Consider the following 16,981-nt stretch of genomic DNA (forward strand, 5'->3'; position numbering starts at 1 on the left):
GTCAGCCGGCCAGCGCGGTGAGGGTCAGGGTCGCGCGGTAGCTCCCCTTGTCTATCGAGTTGGGCATCTTCAGGTCGAGGTCTGCCCCCACGACGCCGGTGCCACGGTCGTGGCCCATGGCGGCGGAGCCGAGGACCCGCGACGTCGACAGGCCGTCGCCGCCGTCGTAGCCGGAGCCGACGGCCGCACCCGCGACAGCGCCGGCACCCGGCGTGACGACCTTCGGCGTCCACCCGAGGTACTTGCCCTCGAACGTCTTCGTGCCGTCGGTGAAGGTGCCGACCGACGCCGAGACCGACCAGGCGGCCTTGCTGCGACGGGTGTCGGTCACGGCGATCGGGTTGATCTGACCGGTGGCCTCGAAGTACTGGAGGTTCTTCTCCTCGGCGGTGCCGAGGTCGACGAGACCGTTGTGGCCGTTGATCGTCCAGCCGAACTCGCCCGGCGCGCCCGAGGGCACGTCGACCTGGATGTCCTGGCCGTCACCGTGGTTGGGGTGGATTGTCACCTCGTCCTGGATCGACCCGACGGCCTGGGCCGGCTGGGTGCCGTTCTGGGGACCGCACCACAGCACGCGGTTCAGCTCGACGGCGGCGTTCGGGGCCGAGCAGTCGCCGGAGCGGATGTTCTGCACGACGAGCTGGTCCTTCTGCACCTGGACCTTGACGTACGAGCGCACGTGCTCCTGGTTCTCGACCGAGTTGTACCAGTAGTTGTTCGGGTTCAGCGGGTCGGCGCCGTTCCCCGCACCGCTCGTGCCGCTGTTGTCGGGCGCGGTGATGTCGTAGTACTTGGATCCGGATGCCGAGTTGGCGGTGACGTACACGACGCCGCCGGGGCCCTCGAAGACCTCGTCCTGACCGGGCTTCTCGTCGGCGTTCGCCTTCGCCCCGTTCTTGATCTCATAGGAGCGCGAGTAGCTGTGGTCGTGGCCCTGGAGCACCAGGTCGACGCCGAGCTTCGAGAACGCGGTCGGGAAGTCGACACGACGGACCTTGTTGTCGGCGTCCTTCGCGTGGTCGGCCGGCGAGTAGATCGCGTGGTGGTAGACGAGGACCGTGTACTTCGCCTCGGCGCCGTGCTTGTTCACGACGTCCGTGACGTAGGCCACGTGGGCGTCGTCTCCGCCGCCGCCCTGGGAGGTGGCGTAGCTGTTGCTGTTGAGGTCGATGAACAGCGTGTCCTTATAGATGAACCAGTAGTCACCGCCCGACTCGGTGCCGGTGCTCGCGGCGCCCTTGCGGTAGTACGCCCCCGAGCGGTCGGTGTTCGGGGTGTACAGGTGCTGCTCGTAGGCCTTGCCGCCCACGTCGTGGTTGCCGATCGTGGCGACCCACGGGTATTGGCGCAGCTCGTCGGGGGCGAGGAACGCGTTCCACTGGGTCTCGTTGTTGGCCGAGTCGACCTGGTCGCCACCCGAGACGAGCAGCTCGGCGTTCGGGTCGGCGCTCACGGCGACCTTCGTGGTGTCCTGCCACCCCGCCTGGTCCTTCGCGACGTCGCCGGACGACCCGATCTGCGGGTCACCGAAGAAGAGGAAGTCGTAGTCGCCCTCGAACGACTGCGTCTTGAACGCGTACGTCGACGACCAATTGCCGTCGGAGCCCACGCGGTACGAGTACCCGGTGTTCTCCGCGAGGCCCGCGATCGTCGCGTGGCGGTTGTACCCGCCGCTCGTGGCGACATTGGCGGTCCCGGATGCCGAGAACGTCGTGGCCGTGGCGGGGAACTCGCCGTTCACGAGCGTCGAGGTCGGCGCGACCTGCACCGTCTGCGCGGTGTCGGCCGAGGAGTACCAGGTGACGATGCGCTGTGCTTCGTCGGCCCCGACGCCGAGGATGACGCCGGAGAGGGTCGCCGGGGAGTCGGCCTGCGCGGCTGACGCCACCGCTGTGCCCGAGAGCACGAGCGAGACGCCGACGACGGCCGTTGCGATCCACGTGGCGCGGCGACGCGTGCGCGTCCCGTGCGACGTCGATGCGGAAAGGAGCATGGCTGTCCGTTTCTCTAGGTGAGGGGCCCGCGATCGGCGGGCTCCCCCACGCTCCGCCCGTCCGGTGACCATCGGATGAATGGTTGACTCAGTGCACCTATCGAGTCCGTCAACGCTCGTCACTCGATGCCCAGCACGCGCTGGACGAACCAGACGAGCCCCGCCACCGTGACGACGACGGCGAGCAGACCGCTCGCCCACATCCCGATGCGGGGGTAGTGGCGCCGCAGCAGCACGAGAAGCGGGAAGGCCACGACGATCAGGCCGATCTGCACCGCCTCGATGCCGACGTTGAACACGAGGAGCGACCAGAGCAGCGTCCACGACCACGGCTCGTCGATGCCCAGCGCCGAGGCGAAGCCGAGCCCGTGCACGAGACCGAAGAGGAAGACGACGCCCACCCGCAGCCATCCGGCCCGGTCGAGGCGAAGGAAGCCGTGGGCGTGCGAAAGGTCTTGATCGACCTTGCCGCCGCGCCACAGCCGCCACAGATACCACGCGCCGACGACGGCGATGGAGAGGGCGATCGTGGGTTCGACCAGCTCGGGCGGAGCGGCGACGACACCGGTCGCCGCCAGGATGAACGTCACCGAGTGGGCGAGCGTGAAGGTCGTCGCCGCGATCACGACCTCGCGCAGGCGTCGGGAGCCGACGATCAGCGCGAGGAGGAAGAGGATGTGGTCGATCCCTGTGAGCAGGTGCTCGGCGCCGAGCCGGAAGAACTCCCAGAAGCGTTCGAGGGGCGTCTGGGCAGTCGTGAACGACGGGTGCTCGGCATCCAGGACCGTACTCCCCTCGTGCAGGTCGAGGGAGTACGTGAGGATCGTCTTCGTGTCTGTGACGTAGCCCTCGGCGTCGGGGAAGAGCGACGAGAAGACCTCGTGCCCGTTCTCGGACGGCGGGCACGCGTAATCCAGCCCGAGCACGGCGTAGGGCACGCCGTCCTGTTGGGTCATGGTGATGTCGTCCGCGAGGGTGGGGGCGCACTCCTGTCCTGCGGCGTCGATGCGGAAGCGCTCGGTCACGTACGACGACACCGCGGGGCGGTGCGCCTGGAGGACGGCGACCTGCTGCTCGGCGTCTCCGGCGTCGAACGCGTCCATCCCCGCGCGATAGAGCGGGTCGTCTTTCGCCGCGTCGGCCGCGGAGACGACGAACAGGTCGTACTCGACCTGCAGCTGCGTATGGACGACACCCGGACCACCGCTGGACAGGTCGGCGTAGACCACCGACAGGATGCCGTGCGCCGAGGCGGGTGCCGCGACGGCGAGGAGCGCGGTGACGCCCGCCACGAAGAGAAGAGCGCGGGTCACGCGCCGAATCGCTGAAGACATGAAGACCTTTCCGCGATGAGGGTGCTCCGCCGTGCTGAACGGCGGGACGCGGTGAGGAGAACGGAAACGTAACGTGCGCCCGCCGTTCTCCCGCGGTCCACCCGGGCCGCGCACGGCGCGCGCAGAGTGGGACGGTGAGGCGGATGACGACCACGGTGGCGACGCTCGCCGCCCTGATCCTGCTGGCGGGGTGCTCCACGACCCCCGGGTGGAGCGAGATACGACCGGTACCTTCACCTGTCGGTTCGCCTGCGGCGGGGTTCTTCCCCGCGACCCCTCCCGCTCCGGAATCCACCCTCTCCCCCTCCCCGGGGTCGTGGAACGGGGTCCGCGCCCCCGAGGGCCTGCGGGTCGTGCTGCTGACCGTGGGTGACGACGCCCCGACGGCCGTGCTCGTTCGAGCGGTCCAGGGATGGGCGACCGAGACACGGGCCGACCTCGAGATCGTGCACGCGGACGACGACATGATCGACGGGATCGTCGCCGCGATGCAGATGAACCCCGACCTCATCATCAGCGCGGGCGACGCACTGGTCGATCCGCTGGCCACGGTGACCGCGAGCCACCTCGACCGGCAGTTCCTCATCGTCGGCGCCGAACTCGCCGAGCCGACCGAGAACGTGACCGCGGTCGACTGGACGGGGGCGGCGTACCGCGGCGAGGGGCTCGGGACGGCATCCGCGTACGACCCGGCGTCGTTCACCCCGGAACGCGCGGCCGCCGCCGTTCGTGCGGGCGTCGCCTCGGTGCTCACAGGCCAACGCGGCATCGTGCTCTGGATGGAGTGACGCGGCGTCGCTCGCGACCTCACGGGCCGTGGGCCGTCGGGCCGTCGGGCCGTGGGGCCGTGGGCCGTCGGGCCGTGGGCGGTGGGAGGTGGGGCCGTCGGCCGTGGGCCGTCAGGCCGTCGGGCCGAGCCGGCAGGCGGAGTTCGGCCCCGACACGCCCACCCACGACCGCCGGACACGGCGTGTCGGCCAAGAACTCCGCGCGACGGTACGGCTGCCACGTCCTTGCACGGCGGCCGGCGGCCGGCGACCCCGGCGGCGGGCGGAAGAATGGATGCCATGCGCGCGATGATCATGGACGCCCTGGCCGCACCCCTCGAGGTGCGCGACGTCGAGGCCCCGACCGCTCCGGACGGCGGGATCGTGGTCGAGGTGCACGCGACCGGGCTCTGCAAGAGCGACTGGCACGCGTGGGTCGGGCACGACGACGTCTCGCTCCCCCACGTTCCCGGCCACGAGCTGGCGGGCGTCATCGTCGAGGTCGGCGCGGGCGTTCAGCGGTGGAGCGTCGGCGACCGCGTCACGGTGCCGTTCGTGATGGGCTGCGGGGCGTGCGAGTGGTGCCTCGCGGGCGACGCGCAGGTGTGCCCGGACCAGCAGCAGCCCGGGTTCACGCAGTGGGGCTCGTTCGCCGAGCGCGTCGTGCTGCGCGCGGCCGACACGAACGTCGTGCGGATCCCCGACGGCGTCTCTTACGAGGCGGCCGCGGCGCTCGGATGCCGCTTCGCCACGGCGTACCGCGCCCTCACTGGCCGCGCGCGCGTGCAGGCGGGCGAGTGGGTCACCGTCGTCGGGGCCGGCGGGGTGGGCCTCAGCGCGGTGATGATCGGGGTCGCCCTCGGCGCGCGCGTGATCGTCGTCGACCGCACGCCCGCGGCTCTCGAGGCGGCTGCTCGCCTCGGCGCCGAGCACACCCTGCTCGCCGACGGGTCCGACATCGCGGCCGTGGTGCACGAGATCACCGGCGGCGGGAGCCACGTCGCCGTCGACGCGGTCGGCAGCGCCCAGACCTCGCGCGACGCCGTGCTGAGCTTGCGCCGCCGCGGGCGGCACGTGCAGATCGGTCTGCTCCCCACCGCCGACGGGATGACGTCGATGCCCATGGCGCGCGTGATCGCGTGGGAGCTCGACCTCCTGGGCAGCCACGGCATGGCCGCGGTCGACTACCCCGAGATGCTGTCGCTGATCGAGAGCGGCGCACTGCGGCCGCACGACCTGATCCAGCGCGTCATCGGTCTGAGCGAGGCGGCGACCCTTCTGCCCGGCATGGACACCGCGTCGCCGGCGGGCATGACGATGATCGATCCGCGGCGCGACTGATTCAGGCAGCGCCCGGCGGAGATCCGGCGGCGGGAGAGTGCGCAGGCCCCAGCGGGCGTCTAGCTCCGCGGCTTCTCGGGACCGCCGTCGGCCGGCGGAGCCTCGGGGGCGTCCGCGGCGTCGGGGGCGGCGGCATCCGGAGTCTCTTTCGGAAGCAGCAGCGGCCGGTCGACGGTCGCGGTCACCTTGGCGGGGTCGACGGCGAGCAGCATGAGCGCGACGCTCACGAGCACCACGATGAAGGTGACGCCGGCAGCGACGAGTCCGACGACGAGGGCGCGCTGGATCTGATCGGCGGGACGCGTCTGGAAGAAGCCCATCGACATGAGAGTGACGAAACCGGCGAACACGGCGGCACCGAAGGCGAGGCCCAGCAGCTGGACGGGCTTCATCAGATCGCGACGGGTCGGCTTTTCGGCGGGCTTGTCGGTCACGACACGGCCTCCTCGGTGGGTGCAGCCGGAATCGGCTCGGGGCGGCGCGGCGAGAATCCAGCGATCGCCAGGAAGACGGCGACGACCGCCGCGTAACCGCCGAAGAGTCCGACGGCGATGACGATGCCGGTCAGCGTGAACGAACCCGCTCCCTCGATCGCGTAGCCGAGGGCGAACTGCGGGTTGGTGACCAGGAGGCCGACACCGAGGACGAGAGTCAGGATGCCGATGAGCAGACCGTCGCGCGGGGCGGCGGCGGTGCGACCGGCCCGACGATCCAGGACCGCGGCGATCACCTCGACGAGGCCGCTCACGAACGCCCACGCGATCACGATGGCGAAGAAGGTGCCGGTCTCGCGCCACGACGGGACGCTCGCCGCCATGCCCGCGACCGCCGAGACGACCGCGAGGACGATGACCGTCGCGCGGGCGCCACGGGGGAAGACGAGCCAGGCCGACAGCGCGAACACGAGCGCCGTGGCGAGAGTGAATCCGCTGAAGACGGCGAGACCCACGGACGCGGAGTGGTCGGACGAGAAGGTGACCATGGCAGCGGCGACGGCGGCGAAGAAGGCGCGCGCGAGCTGCAGATGGCGCACGTCGAAGGTGCGCGCGGAAGAGGAAGTGGCCACGGAAGATCCCGGAAGAACGGTGTCGATGGCATCCAGTCTATTCCTCGGGGAGCCCGCGACCTCCGGGGAGCCTGGATGCCGACGGGCTCATCGGCAATCCCCAGGTGACGCCGCGCGCGAGCGGAACGGGCGTCTTCTTGCTGCAGACGCCGAGCAAAATCAAGTCTTCCGAGACGAAAAGGGGAGGCGAGTTATCCTTTCTGTCGCCGTGAGCGGTCGGTGGGTGACCGCGGGACGACTGGGGGGTTCTCTGTGGCTGATGTCGATCTCGAGGTGTATGGGGCACCTGATCTGACGTACGACTTCGGGCGGGCGGACGCTGTCGCGTCGGCGGCGAATGCGGCCGCGAACCACATCGAAGATCAGACCGGGTCGCGGATCTCGTACGCGGCGACAGCACGGACCGACTTCTCGGGCTACTTCTCCGAGCTGTTCAACGCGAACGCCGATATCGCGGCGAGCGACGCCCGCGAGCTGGTCTACCGGCTGCGCGACGTGGCGTCGTTCATGGGGCGGCTGAGCGATGCGGCGCGCGAGGAGAACGCTCGCCGCAAGCGGGCGCGGGAGTGGCGCGACCGCGTCGAGGCGCGTCGAGCGAACTGGCTGGAAGCGACGTGGGACGACATCTTCGGTGAGGAGGCGCCGCCGTCCGACGGCCCCATCGACCCGCCCGTCTTCCAGGCCACGACGCTGACCTCGTCGCCGCGCCAGACGCCGGCACCGGGCAGCGGAGGCGGGGGCGGCGGCACCTCTTCGGCGCGTCCCGAGAACCTCCGGTCGTTCGCCAACGGCACCGCGGAGTTGGACGCGGGCCTGTCGGCGCACCCGGGGCGCCTGTCGGAGTGGACCGGCGACTTCATGGCGACGTGCGATTTCGGTGGCATCGATGTCAGCCCGGTCGTTGCGGGGTTCCGCGCGTGGTTGGACGCGAATGCGAATGACACGGCGTGGGCGAACACGATCGCGCAGGCGTTCGAGGACGCGGGGACGAACGGGGGGATTGGGACGGTGTCGGATGCCGCGTTGGCGGCGTCGCTGGCGGCGGCGGGGGTGTCCGCGACCCGGCAGGACCTGACCATCGACCCCCCGACGGCATGGGGTGGGGCCCCGACGACGGGGTTCGTGAACGACCCCGTCAACTCCGCCACGGGCAACTTCCTCGAGCCGGAGAACGATCTCCCGTTCCCCGCGGCGACGGCACTGCTGTCGCTGACCCGCATGTACAACTCCCTCAACGACGGGGCCGGGGTGTTCGGCGTCGGGTGGTCGTCGATCCTCGACACCACCCTGCTGCTCGGTGAGGACGACGCCCGGTTCGTGATGGCGGACGGGCGGCAGATCGTCTTCGGCGTCGACGGGCGCGACTGGGCGCGAGGCACCGGGGAGAACTACTGGCTCAACCGCGCCAGCGCGGAAGACCTCGCCGCGCGCGGGTTGGCCCTGTCCGAGGGCCTGCTGGTCACGGACAACGCCGGGGCCTGGTGGGCGTTCACCACCGGCGGCGACTGGGTCGGCGCCGGCACCGGGGCAGGCAACGTCGTCACCGTCCACCGGGATGCCGCCGGCGCGATCGTCGCCCTGGAGCACTCCCGCAACCGCCGCATCGACGTCGACTACGTCGACGGGCTCGTGGCATCCGTCACCTCCTCCGACGGGCGCCGCGTCGAATACCTCTACGACGACGACCACCGCCTGACCGCGGTCACCGGCCCCGCCGGGACGCGCACGTACCGGTGGAACGACAACGACCTCATCGACCAGGTGGTCTCGGCTGCCGGTGTGATCGAGTGCACGAACGTGTACGACGCGCAGCGGCGCGTGCGGGAGCAGACCACGGAGTTCGGGCGTCACACCCGCTTCACCTACCTCTCCGGCCGCGTCACCGAAGTCGCCGACGCCGATGGGTCGAACGCGAACACGTGGATCGCCGACCGCAAGGGCCGCCTGGTCGGCATCATCGACACCGACGGCAACCGCCAGTCGATGGCGTATGACCCGGCCGGCAACCTCGTCTCGGTCACCGACCGCGAAGGACGCATCACCGTCCACGCCTACGACACCCGCGGACGCAAGACCCGCACCGTCACCCCCGACGGCGCCGACATCACCTACGGCTACGACGACCACGACCGCGTCACCACCGTCGTCACCGCCGACGGCGGCATCGTCACCTACGACTACCCCACCGACCACGAACGCAACCCCTCCCGCATCACCGACCCCGCCGGCAGCATCACCGAACTCGACTGGGAGAACGGACTCCTCCGCCGCGCCCGCGACCCCGAAGGCGTGATCCTCCGCTTCGACTACGACGCCCACGGGGAACTGGTCGCCACGCGCAACGCCGACGGTGCCACCGCGCGGCTGGTGCGTGACGGCGCGGGGCGCGTCACCCAGGCGATCACCCCGCTGGGCGCGATCACCCGGTACACCTACAGCTCCGAGGGTTCCCTGCTCAGCCGGGAGGATCCGGACGGGGCGATCTGGCGCTACGAACACGGCCCCGGCGGACAGATCACCGCGATCGTCGACCCGCTGGGTGGGCGCACGGAGCTGGAGTACGGCCCCCACGGCCGCCTGACCCGCACCATTGATCCCCTCGGCCGCGCGATTGACCGGTCCTTCGACGAGTTCGGCAACGTCACCGGCGTCACCCTCCCGGATGGTGCCGCCTGGGGCTTCACCCACGACGCTCTCTCCCGCCTGCGGGAGATCACCGACCCCGCCGGTGGGGTGTGGACCCGCGAGTACGACGCGGTCGGCGAACTCACCCGCACCACCGACCCGACCGGCGTGCACACCGACGTCACGCGCGCTGACGAAACCGTGACCGTCCACACCGCCTTCGCCGAGGCGTCGGTCCGGTACGACCAGTACGGACGCCCCGAACGAGTCGAGGATGCCGCGGGCGACGCGTCGCTCATCACCTACGACGCGTGCGGGCGCCCCGTCGAGCTCCTCGACGCCGACGGCGGCCTCACCCGCATCGAGCGCGACCTGGCCGGGCGTGTCACCGCGATCACGACGCCCGCCGGGCGAACGACCCGCTACGAGTACGACCACTGCGGCCGCCCCATCGCGGCCATCGACGCGAACGACGCCCGCACCACCCTCGAATACGACGCCGACTCCCGCATCGTTGCCCGCATCCTCCCCACCGGAGAACGCACCGAGACGACCTACGACGAAGCCGGACGCGTGGTTCGTCTCGACACCCCCGGCATGGGCGTCACGCGGCTCGGCTATGACAGAGCGGGGCGCCTGACCTTCGCGCAGGACGCGCGCTACGGCATCCGTCGCTTCTCGTACGACGCCGCCGGCCAGCTCGTCGCCGCGACCAACGGCATCGGCGGCGTCACCCGCTACGACTACGACGAGAGAGGACGGCTGACGTCGATCACCGACCCCCTCGGCGCGGTGACGAGGCGGACGTACACGCAGCTCGACAAGATCGCCTCGCAGACCGACCCGCTCGGGCGAACCACCACGGCCCGTTACGACGCGGCCGGTCGTCAGATCGCGCAGATCACCCCCGACGGGACGACCTTCGAGCTGCACTACGACGAAGCGGGGATGGCATCCGGTCTCTCCGTGGACGGCCGACGGCTCACCGACATCGACCGCGACTCGCGGTCGCGCACCATGACGATCGCCGACCACACCGGCGATGAGACCGTGACACACACCCTGCGGTTCACGCGCCTCGACCGGCTCGCGGAGCAGACGAGCGGCGACCGCTCACTGCGTTGGGAGTACGACGCCGACGGCGCTCGCACGCGCCTCATCACTCCCGACGGTGTGACGGTCGATTACACGCGGGATGCCGCCGGGCATCTCACCCGCATCGATCACTCCCGCCTCGGCGCGGTGCACTACACGCGCGACGCGTTCGGCCGGATCCTCGAGTCGCGCGCGGGCGACAGCCTCCAGGCGTGGGAGTACGACAACGGCTTCCCCGTGACCCACACGCGGACGGATGCCACGGGCGCCACCGTCACGCGCATCGAGCGCGACCACTCGGGCCGGATCCTCGCGATCACGGATGCCACGGGCACCACGCGTTACCTGCACGACGACGCGGCACAGCTGGTCTCGGCGGTGAACGCGGACGGCGAGACCCTCTGGCGGTACGACGGCGCCGGCCGCCTCGTGAGCGAGACGACCCGCCGCGGCGAGCGCGTGTCGGCGTACGACGAGGCCGGACAGCTCGTGTCGGTGACCGACGCGGACGGCGAGAAGACCTTCTCCTACGACCCCCGCGGGCGTCGTGTGCGCGAGGTCGCTCCCGGCCACGAGACGGCGTACGCGTGGGAGGAACGCGGCTGGCTGCGGAGCGTGACCGAACGCCTCACCGACGGCGAGGAGCGTCAGACCTCGCTCCACGTCGACGCGCTCGGCGATCTCGTCGAGGTCGACGGCGTCCGTCTGCTCTGGGACACCGCCGACGGTGTGCCCCGAGCGCTGCGGGTCGGATCCACCGACGTCTTCCGTGCGCCCGGCGCCCTCGCGGGGATCGACGGCGAGTGGGTCGTCGGCGGGTGGCGCGACGCGCGCTCCGCGGCGGCGGACGAGCCGTGGGCCGCTCTGCGCGCCGTCCAGTCGCTGGGCGGCGGCGCGGTCTCGATCACCCCGAGCGGAGACCTGGCGATCGCCGGGCTCGAGTGGATGGGGGCGCGCGCCTACGATCCGTCGACGCGCGGCTTCCTCACCACCGACCCGCTCGAGGCGCCCATCGGCGCGGTGTGGGGCACCAACCCCTACTCGTTCGCCGGCAACGACCCCTTGCACGCCACCGACCCGCTGGGCCTGCGGCCGGTGACGGATGCCGAGCTCACGGCGTACGCCGAGGCGCACCAGGGGGCGCTGGCCGATGCGGGCGCTGCTCTCGGCGACTGGTGGGACCAGTACGGCGACTGGGTGATCGGCGGCGTGATGCTCGCCGGCGGGATCGCGCTCATGGCGACCGGGTTCGGCGGCCCGATCGGAGCGGTACTGGCGGGTGCGGCCGTGTCGGGCGGCATCTCCGCCATCTCGCAGAAGACCACCACAGGCGAGGTCGACTGGGGCAAGGTTGGTCTGGACGCTGCAGTCGGCGGCATCGCCGGCGGGGCGGGATCCGTCGCCGCAACGGCGCTCGCCCGCGGTGCGCAAGTCGCGCGAGGAGCGGTCCTGACGGGGAACGCCTCCCGGGGCGCACAATTTGCCTACAATGCGCTGGGCAAAGGCATCCCGGGCAACGGTGGATTAGCTGCAAGCGTAGGTGAAGCGTTGGGGAACAACGGCATCCGCGCCGCCGTCAGCGGGTCGGTCAGCGGGGCTGCCGGGAACATAGCCGACTACTCGTTGAACGGGGAGAACCAGACGATCGAAGGCTACATACAGGCGACGGGAACGGGCCTTTTGATCGGCGGCGGCGGATCCGTCCTCACGCAGGGGCTCGGGAGAATCACGTCTAACCTCGTCGGCTCGGAACTCACGCCGAACCTGGTCGCGAGGGTGTCGGACAGCGCACACGCCGGCGCGCCGGTCAACTTCGGGCAGGTCATCACACAACATGGCATCAACCACGTCGGCGGAGGGCTTCTCAACCTGGCCAATACAGCGGTACAACCGGGAGGGGTCGGCGACAAGAGCCTGTCCGATAGCTTCTGGCAAGGATTCATCAACGGCGGAACTGGCCCGACGACGAGCCTGCGATCATGAGCGAGCTACACCCCAGAAAGCGGCCTTCCTTGAAGCTGGTCGCCTTGTTGACGGTCTTTGCCCTGATGATCCTCGCGGCGGTGGGCGTCATCCTCATCCCGCAATGGGACAACATCGGGATCGAAGGGCGCGAGTGCACGGTGACCGGTGCACAGGCGGCGTCTTCGGGAGGCGGACGCAGCCCGACCCTCCCGATCGTCCGCATCGAGACGAGCGACTGCGGGGCCCTGGCGTGGCAGGAGGGGGTCACTTTCGACAACAACGCCGAGGTCGCCGAGACGTTCAGCCCGGGGGTCTACGTGATCCGGATGGGATGGTTCTCCCGCGTCGTGATGCCGCTCCTGCCGGACGGCCTGCCGACGGTGAAAAGCTACGAAAAAGAAGGCTGAACCATGAACATCTCCATCACCCTGGTGAGCGTCGGCGTCGCCATCGCGGCGATGGTCATCGTCACCGTAGCGGTCTCGGCCGGAGTGCGTCGCTCGCCCTCGACGGCCACCTATCGGGCGACCAAAGCCGACGTCCTCTTCGTCGTCTCGACCCGGAAGTGGCAGCGGGTCATGGTGCGGACCCTCGGGATCGTCGTCTTCGTCCTCGGGCTGCTGCTGTCTCTGGTCGCCGCCACGCGCCCGTCGTCGCCGCTCTCCATGGGCATCGCCGGGGTCGCCATGGTCATCGGGGGCGGGGCCTTCATTCTGCTCGCCCGGGGGATGGCTCGGCTGCGACTCGAGGTGACCCCCGACACCATCTGGGCGTTCCCGATGGTCGCGGCGCCCCGCGAAGTACCTCTTGCCGAGCTCACCGCGCTCGCCCCGCACATCGGCAACAACTACGGCGGCGTCGTCGGCAAGAGCGGCTCGAAGACCCGCTTCGCGGCCAACCGGCTGATGCTCGGGTATCCCCAGCTGATCCAGCACCTCCGCCAGTACCGTCCCGACCTCACGATCCCCGACGCCTCCCGTCCGCTGCAAGAGGCGTGAGGAGGGCGAGCGGATGAGCACCCGGCGCACGAAGAAGCCGCCGGGCAGACTCGCGGTCCTCGCGTCCCTGCTCGTCGTCGCACTGGGTTTCGCGCTCACGGTGTTCACGCTCTTCATCGGGCCGCCCCTCGAGAACAACGTGCTGACCACGTGGCGGTGCACCGTCACCTCCGCGGAGCCACGAGAGTCCTCCGGCGGGTTCAAAGGATCGAGCAGCCTTCCCAGCGTGCTCCTCCACACCACGGAGTGCGGCGACGTCGTGCTCCAGAGGGGCGTCACCTTCGACAACTCCGCGCGCGTCGCCGCCGCCTTCGAGCCGGGCGTCTACGACTTCCAGGTGGGGTGGGTCTCGGCTCACATCATGCCGTTGATCGGTCTTGCCAGCGTGCAGACCTACGAAGCGGTGCCCTGAGAGCGCGGATTACGCATCGGATAAGAATCCGTTTTCTTACTTTCATTCGGCGCAAGAATTCTGATTGAAATTCCCTAGCGTCGTCGCATGGCCCACCCCACGACGCCGCGGACACCGTGCTGAGCGCCGCCACGCGCGCGGTGTTCTTCGTGTCCGACAGCACGGGGATCACCGCCGAGACCCTCGGCAACGCGCTCCTCGCCAACTTCCCCGCCGCCCACTTCGATCGCCACACCATCCCCTTCGTCGGGACGGTGACGCCCGTGTCGACGGTCGCCGCGGCGTTGCAGAGCGCGACGACGCCGGAGGCCGCACCGATCGTCTTCGCGACGGTGAAGAATGCCGGCATCCGGGCCGTGATCGCCGGCTCCGCGGCGGTGGTCATCGACCTCCTCGCGGGGCACCTGACCGAGCTCGAAGCCGAGCTCGACACGCCCGCCGAGCAGCGCTCGGGGCAGTACCACGGGCTCGGCGACCTCGAACGGTACTTCGCCCGCATGCGGGCGGTCGAGTTCGCGATAGAGCACGACGACGGCCAGAGCGGACGCGCGCTCGACACGGCGGACGTCATCATCGTCGCTCCCTCCCGGTGCGGGAAGACGCCGACCACGATGTACCTCGCCCTGCACTACGGGCTCCTCGTGGCGAACTACCCGCTCACCGACGACGACTTCCCCACCGACGGACTCCCGCGCATCGTCGCGCCGCACGCCGATCGCTGCTTCGGGCTGACCACGACCGCCCTTCGGCTCAGCCAGGTGCGACACGAGCGCCGCCCGAACTCGACCTACTCCAGCCTCGCCCAGTGCACCCTCGAGATCCGCCGGGCCGAAGACCTCTACCGCCGCACCCGTGTTCCGTTCCTCAGCTCCGCGACCCGGAGCGTCGAGGAGATGTCCGCCGTGATCCTGCAGTCGATGAAGCTGCGGGACCGACCCCACGAAAGGCCCACCCCATGACCAACATCCTTCGTTTCGACGAGATCGGCATGAGCGATCTCGCGCAGGTCGGCGGCAAGAACGCCTCCCTCGGCGAGATGGTGTCGCACCTGGCATCCGCCGACGTCCGCGTGCCGCCCGGGTTCGCGACCACCTCGGACGCGTTCGGACGCTTCCTCGCCGAGGGCGGACTCGACGAGCGCATCCGCGCGGCCGTCGAGGGCATCGACGTCGACGACGTCGCCGCGCTGAGCCAGCTGGGCGCCCGGGTGCGCGCCTGGATCGAGGAACAACCGTTCCCCGCCGACCTCGAGGCCGACATTCGCAGCGCCTACGCGGCGCTCGTCGGCAACGAAGCGGATCCGGATGCCGTCACCTGGGCCGTCCGCTCGAGCGCGACCGCCGAGGATCTCCCCGACGCCTCGTTCGCCGGGCAGCAGGAGACGTTCCTCAACATCGGCGGGATCGAGAACATCCTGCAGGCGATCCGCCGAGTGTTCGCCTCGCTCTACAACGACCGCGCGATCGCGTACCGCGCGCACCACGGCTTCGACCACCACGAGGTCGCGCTCTCGGCCGGGGTGCAGCGCATGGTGCGTTCCGACATCGGCGCCTCGGGGGTCATGTTCACCCTCGACACCGAGTCGGGGTTCGAGGACGCCGTGTTCGTCACGAGCTCCTACGGCCTCGGCGAAGCGGTCGTACAGGGCGCGGTGAACCCCGACGAGTTCTACGTGTACAAGCCCGCCATCCGCGCCGGGCGTCCGGCGATCCTCAAGCGGTCGGTCGGTGAGAAGGCCATCGCGATGCGCTACACCGACGGCATCCATGTCGACGGCAGCACGGCCTTCGTCGAAGTGGACGCCGCCGACCGGACGCGGTTCTCCCTCACCGATGCGGAGGTCGAGGAGCTCGGCCGCATCGCGCTGGTCATCGAGGAGCACTACGGGCGCCCGATGGACATCGAGTGGGGCAAGGACGGCGTCGACGGACGCCTGTACGTGCTGCAGGCCCGACCCGAGACGGTCGTCTCGCGCCAGTCGGCCAACGTGCTGCGCCGCTTCGTGCTCGCCGAGCGCGGACCGGTCCTGCTCGAGGGCCGGGCGATCGGTCAGCGCATCGGCGCGGGACGCGTGCGCGTACTCACCTCGATCGACCAGATGGCCGACTTCGCGCACGGCGATGTGCTCGTGGCCGACATGACCGATCCCGACTGGGAGCCGATCATGAAGCGCGCCTCGGCGATCGTGACCGACCGCGGCGGCCGGACGTGCCACGCGGCGATCATCGCCCGCGAGCTGGGCATCCCCGCCGTCGTCGGCACGGGTGTCGCCACTCGCGCGCTCACCGACGGGCAGGAGGTCACGGTGTCGTGCGCCGAGGGCGACGACGGCCTCGTGTACGGCGGCATCCTGCCCTTCGTCGAAGAGCAGACCGAACTGGACCGGATGCCGGAACCCCCGGCCAAGATCATGATGAACGTCGGCACCCCCGACCAGGCCTTTGCGTTCTCGCGCCTGCCGAACGCGGGCGTGGGGCTCGCGCGGCTCGAGTTCATCATCAACCGGCAGATCGGGATCCACCCGCGCGCGCTGCTGGAGCTCGACGCGCTGGACGGCGAGCTCGCCGACGACATCCGCGCGCGCGTGGCCGCCTACCCGTCGCCGGAGGAGTACTTCATCCAGCGCGTGGCCGAGGGCGTCTCGATGATCGCGGCGGCTTTCGCCCCCGAGCCGGTCATCGTGCGCCTGTCGGACTTCAAGTCGAACGAGTACGCCAACCTCATCGGCGGTCCCCTCTACGAGCCGCACGAGGAGAATCCGATGCTCGGCTACCGCGGGGCGGCGCGGTACGTCTCGCCGGAGTTCCGCGCGTGCTTCGACATGGAGTGCGAAGCCCTGCGGCGGGTCCGCGACGACATGGGTCTCACGAACGTGCAGATCATGGTGCCGTTCGTCCGCACGGTCGGTGAGGCCGCCGCGGTCATCGATCTGCTCGCGACCAACGGTCTGCGCCGCGGCCAGAACGGGCTGCGCGTCGTGATGATGTGCGAGCTCCCCGCGAACGCCATCCTCGCCGAGCAGTTCCTCGAGCACTTCGACGGTTTCTCGATCGGCTCGAACGACATGACGCAGCTGACCCTCGGGCTCGATCGCGACTCGGCGCTCATGGCATCCGCCTTCGACGAGCGCGACCCCGCGGTCCGCCACCTGCTCGGGATGGCGATCGACGCGTGCCGACGCCAGGGCAAGTACGTCGGGATCTGCGGGCAGGGGCCCAGCGACCACCCCGACTTCGCCGAGTGGCTCGTGGCCCGTGGCATCCAGTCCCTGTCGCTGAACCCCGACACCGTGGTCGAGACGTGGCTCGCGCTGGCCGCGAACGAACGCCCGAAGGGGCAGGTGCTGACGGAGGCGCAGCTGGGGGCGCCGCGGCGCGACTGAACG

12 protein-coding genes are annotated in these 16,981 nt (G+C 70.3%); 8 read left to right on the forward strand and 4 right to left on the reverse strand.

Going from position 1 to position 16,981, the window contains the following annotated elements; all coding sequences use genetic code 11:
* Window position 1: 1 nt before the first annotated feature.
* Both NS283_RS10490 and NS283_RS10495 read right to left on the reverse strand, forming a co-directional pair.
* Complete coding sequence (locus NS283_RS10490) at window positions 2–1,993, reverse strand: purple acid phosphatase family protein (RefSeq protein ID WP_058596813.1); 1,992 nt, start codon at window positions 1,991–1,993, stop codon at window positions 2–4.
* Between the two features lie 119 nt (window positions 1,994–2,112).
* Window positions 2,113–3,306: a HupE/UreJ family protein gene (locus NS283_RS10495; RefSeq protein WP_241492232.1), complete on the reverse strand. Its 1,194-nt coding sequence runs from the start codon at window positions 3,304–3,306 to the stop codon at window positions 2,113–2,115.
* A gap of 164 nt (window positions 3,307–3,470) precedes the next feature.
* On the opposite strand from NS283_RS10495, the gene NS283_RS10500 reads away from it, so the two are divergent.
* Both NS283_RS10500 and NS283_RS10505 read left to right on the forward strand, forming a co-directional pair.
* Window positions 3,471–4,115 (forward strand): hypothetical protein, encoded by a 645-nt coding sequence (locus tag NS283_RS10500; protein ID WP_058596815.1) that lies wholly within the window; start codon window positions 3,471–3,473, stop codon window positions 4,113–4,115.
* 279 nt (window positions 4,116–4,394) lie between these two features.
* Window positions 4,395–5,435 (forward strand): alcohol dehydrogenase catalytic domain-containing protein, encoded by a 1,041-nt coding sequence (locus NS283_RS10505; protein ID WP_058596833.1) that lies wholly within the window; start codon window positions 4,395–4,397, stop codon window positions 5,433–5,435.
* Window positions 5,436–5,494: 59 nt separating this feature from the next.
* On the opposite strand, the gene NS283_RS10510 is transcribed toward NS283_RS10505, so the two are convergent.
* The gene (locus NS283_RS10510; protein ID WP_241492233.1) at window positions 5,495–5,869 is read right to left on the reverse strand and encodes an amino acid transporter; all 375 of its coding nucleotides are present in this window, start codon (window positions 5,867–5,869) and stop codon (window positions 5,495–5,497) included.
* Window positions 5,866–6,501 (reverse strand): hypothetical protein, encoded by a 636-nt coding sequence (locus tag NS283_RS10515; RefSeq protein WP_058596816.1) that lies wholly within the window; start codon window positions 6,499–6,501, stop codon window positions 5,866–5,868. Before NS283_RS10515 ends, NS283_RS10510 begins: the two co-directional genes overlap by 4 nt.
* Window positions 6,502–6,753: 252 nt before the next feature.
* Here NS283_RS10515 and NS283_RS10520 point away from each other — a divergent pair, with 252 nt between their 5' ends.
* The 6 genes from NS283_RS10520 (at window position 6,754) to ppsA (ending at window position 16,978) form a co-directional block, all read left to right on the forward strand.
* Complete coding sequence (locus NS283_RS10520) at window positions 6,754–12,204, forward strand: DUF6531 domain-containing protein (RefSeq protein ID WP_058596817.1); 5,451 nt, start codon at window positions 6,754–6,756, stop codon at window positions 12,202–12,204.
* A complete protein-coding gene (locus tag NS283_RS10525) occupies window positions 12,201–12,593 on the forward strand; it encodes a hypothetical protein (RefSeq protein ID WP_153003337.1) in 393 nt (130 codons plus the stop codon). Before NS283_RS10520 ends, NS283_RS10525 begins: the two co-directional genes overlap by 4 nt.
* 3 nt (window positions 12,594–12,596) lie before the next feature.
* On the forward strand, window positions 12,597–13,184 hold the full coding sequence (locus tag NS283_RS10530; RefSeq protein ID WP_058596819.1) for a hypothetical protein: 588 nt from the start codon (window positions 12,597–12,599) through the stop codon (window positions 13,182–13,184).
* Between the two features lie 13 nt (window positions 13,185–13,197).
* Window positions 13,198–13,596, forward strand: a complete 399-nt coding sequence (locus NS283_RS10535) for a hypothetical protein (protein WP_058596820.1) — start codon at window positions 13,198–13,200, stop codon at window positions 13,594–13,596.
* A 116-nt stretch (window positions 13,597–13,712) separates the two neighbouring features.
* Window positions 13,713–14,555 carry a pyruvate, water dikinase regulatory protein gene (locus NS283_RS10540; RefSeq protein WP_058596821.1) on the forward strand — a complete coding sequence of 281 codons (843 nt, stop codon included), beginning with the start codon at window positions 13,713–13,715 and terminating at the stop codon, window positions 14,553–14,555.
* Window positions 14,552–16,978 (forward strand): phosphoenolpyruvate synthase, encoded by a 2,427-nt coding sequence (gene ppsA / locus NS283_RS10545; protein ID WP_058596822.1) that lies wholly within the window; start codon window positions 14,552–14,554, stop codon window positions 16,976–16,978. The genes NS283_RS10540 and ppsA overlap by 4 nt, the downstream gene beginning before the upstream one ends.
* Window positions 16,979–16,981 lie beyond the last annotated feature (3 nt).

Origin of the sequence: Microbacterium testaceum, assembly GCF_001476285.1 — a bacterium.
GTDB classification, from domain to species: Bacteria; Actinomycetota; Actinomycetes; order Actinomycetales; family Microbacteriaceae; genus Microbacterium; species Microbacterium testaceum_B.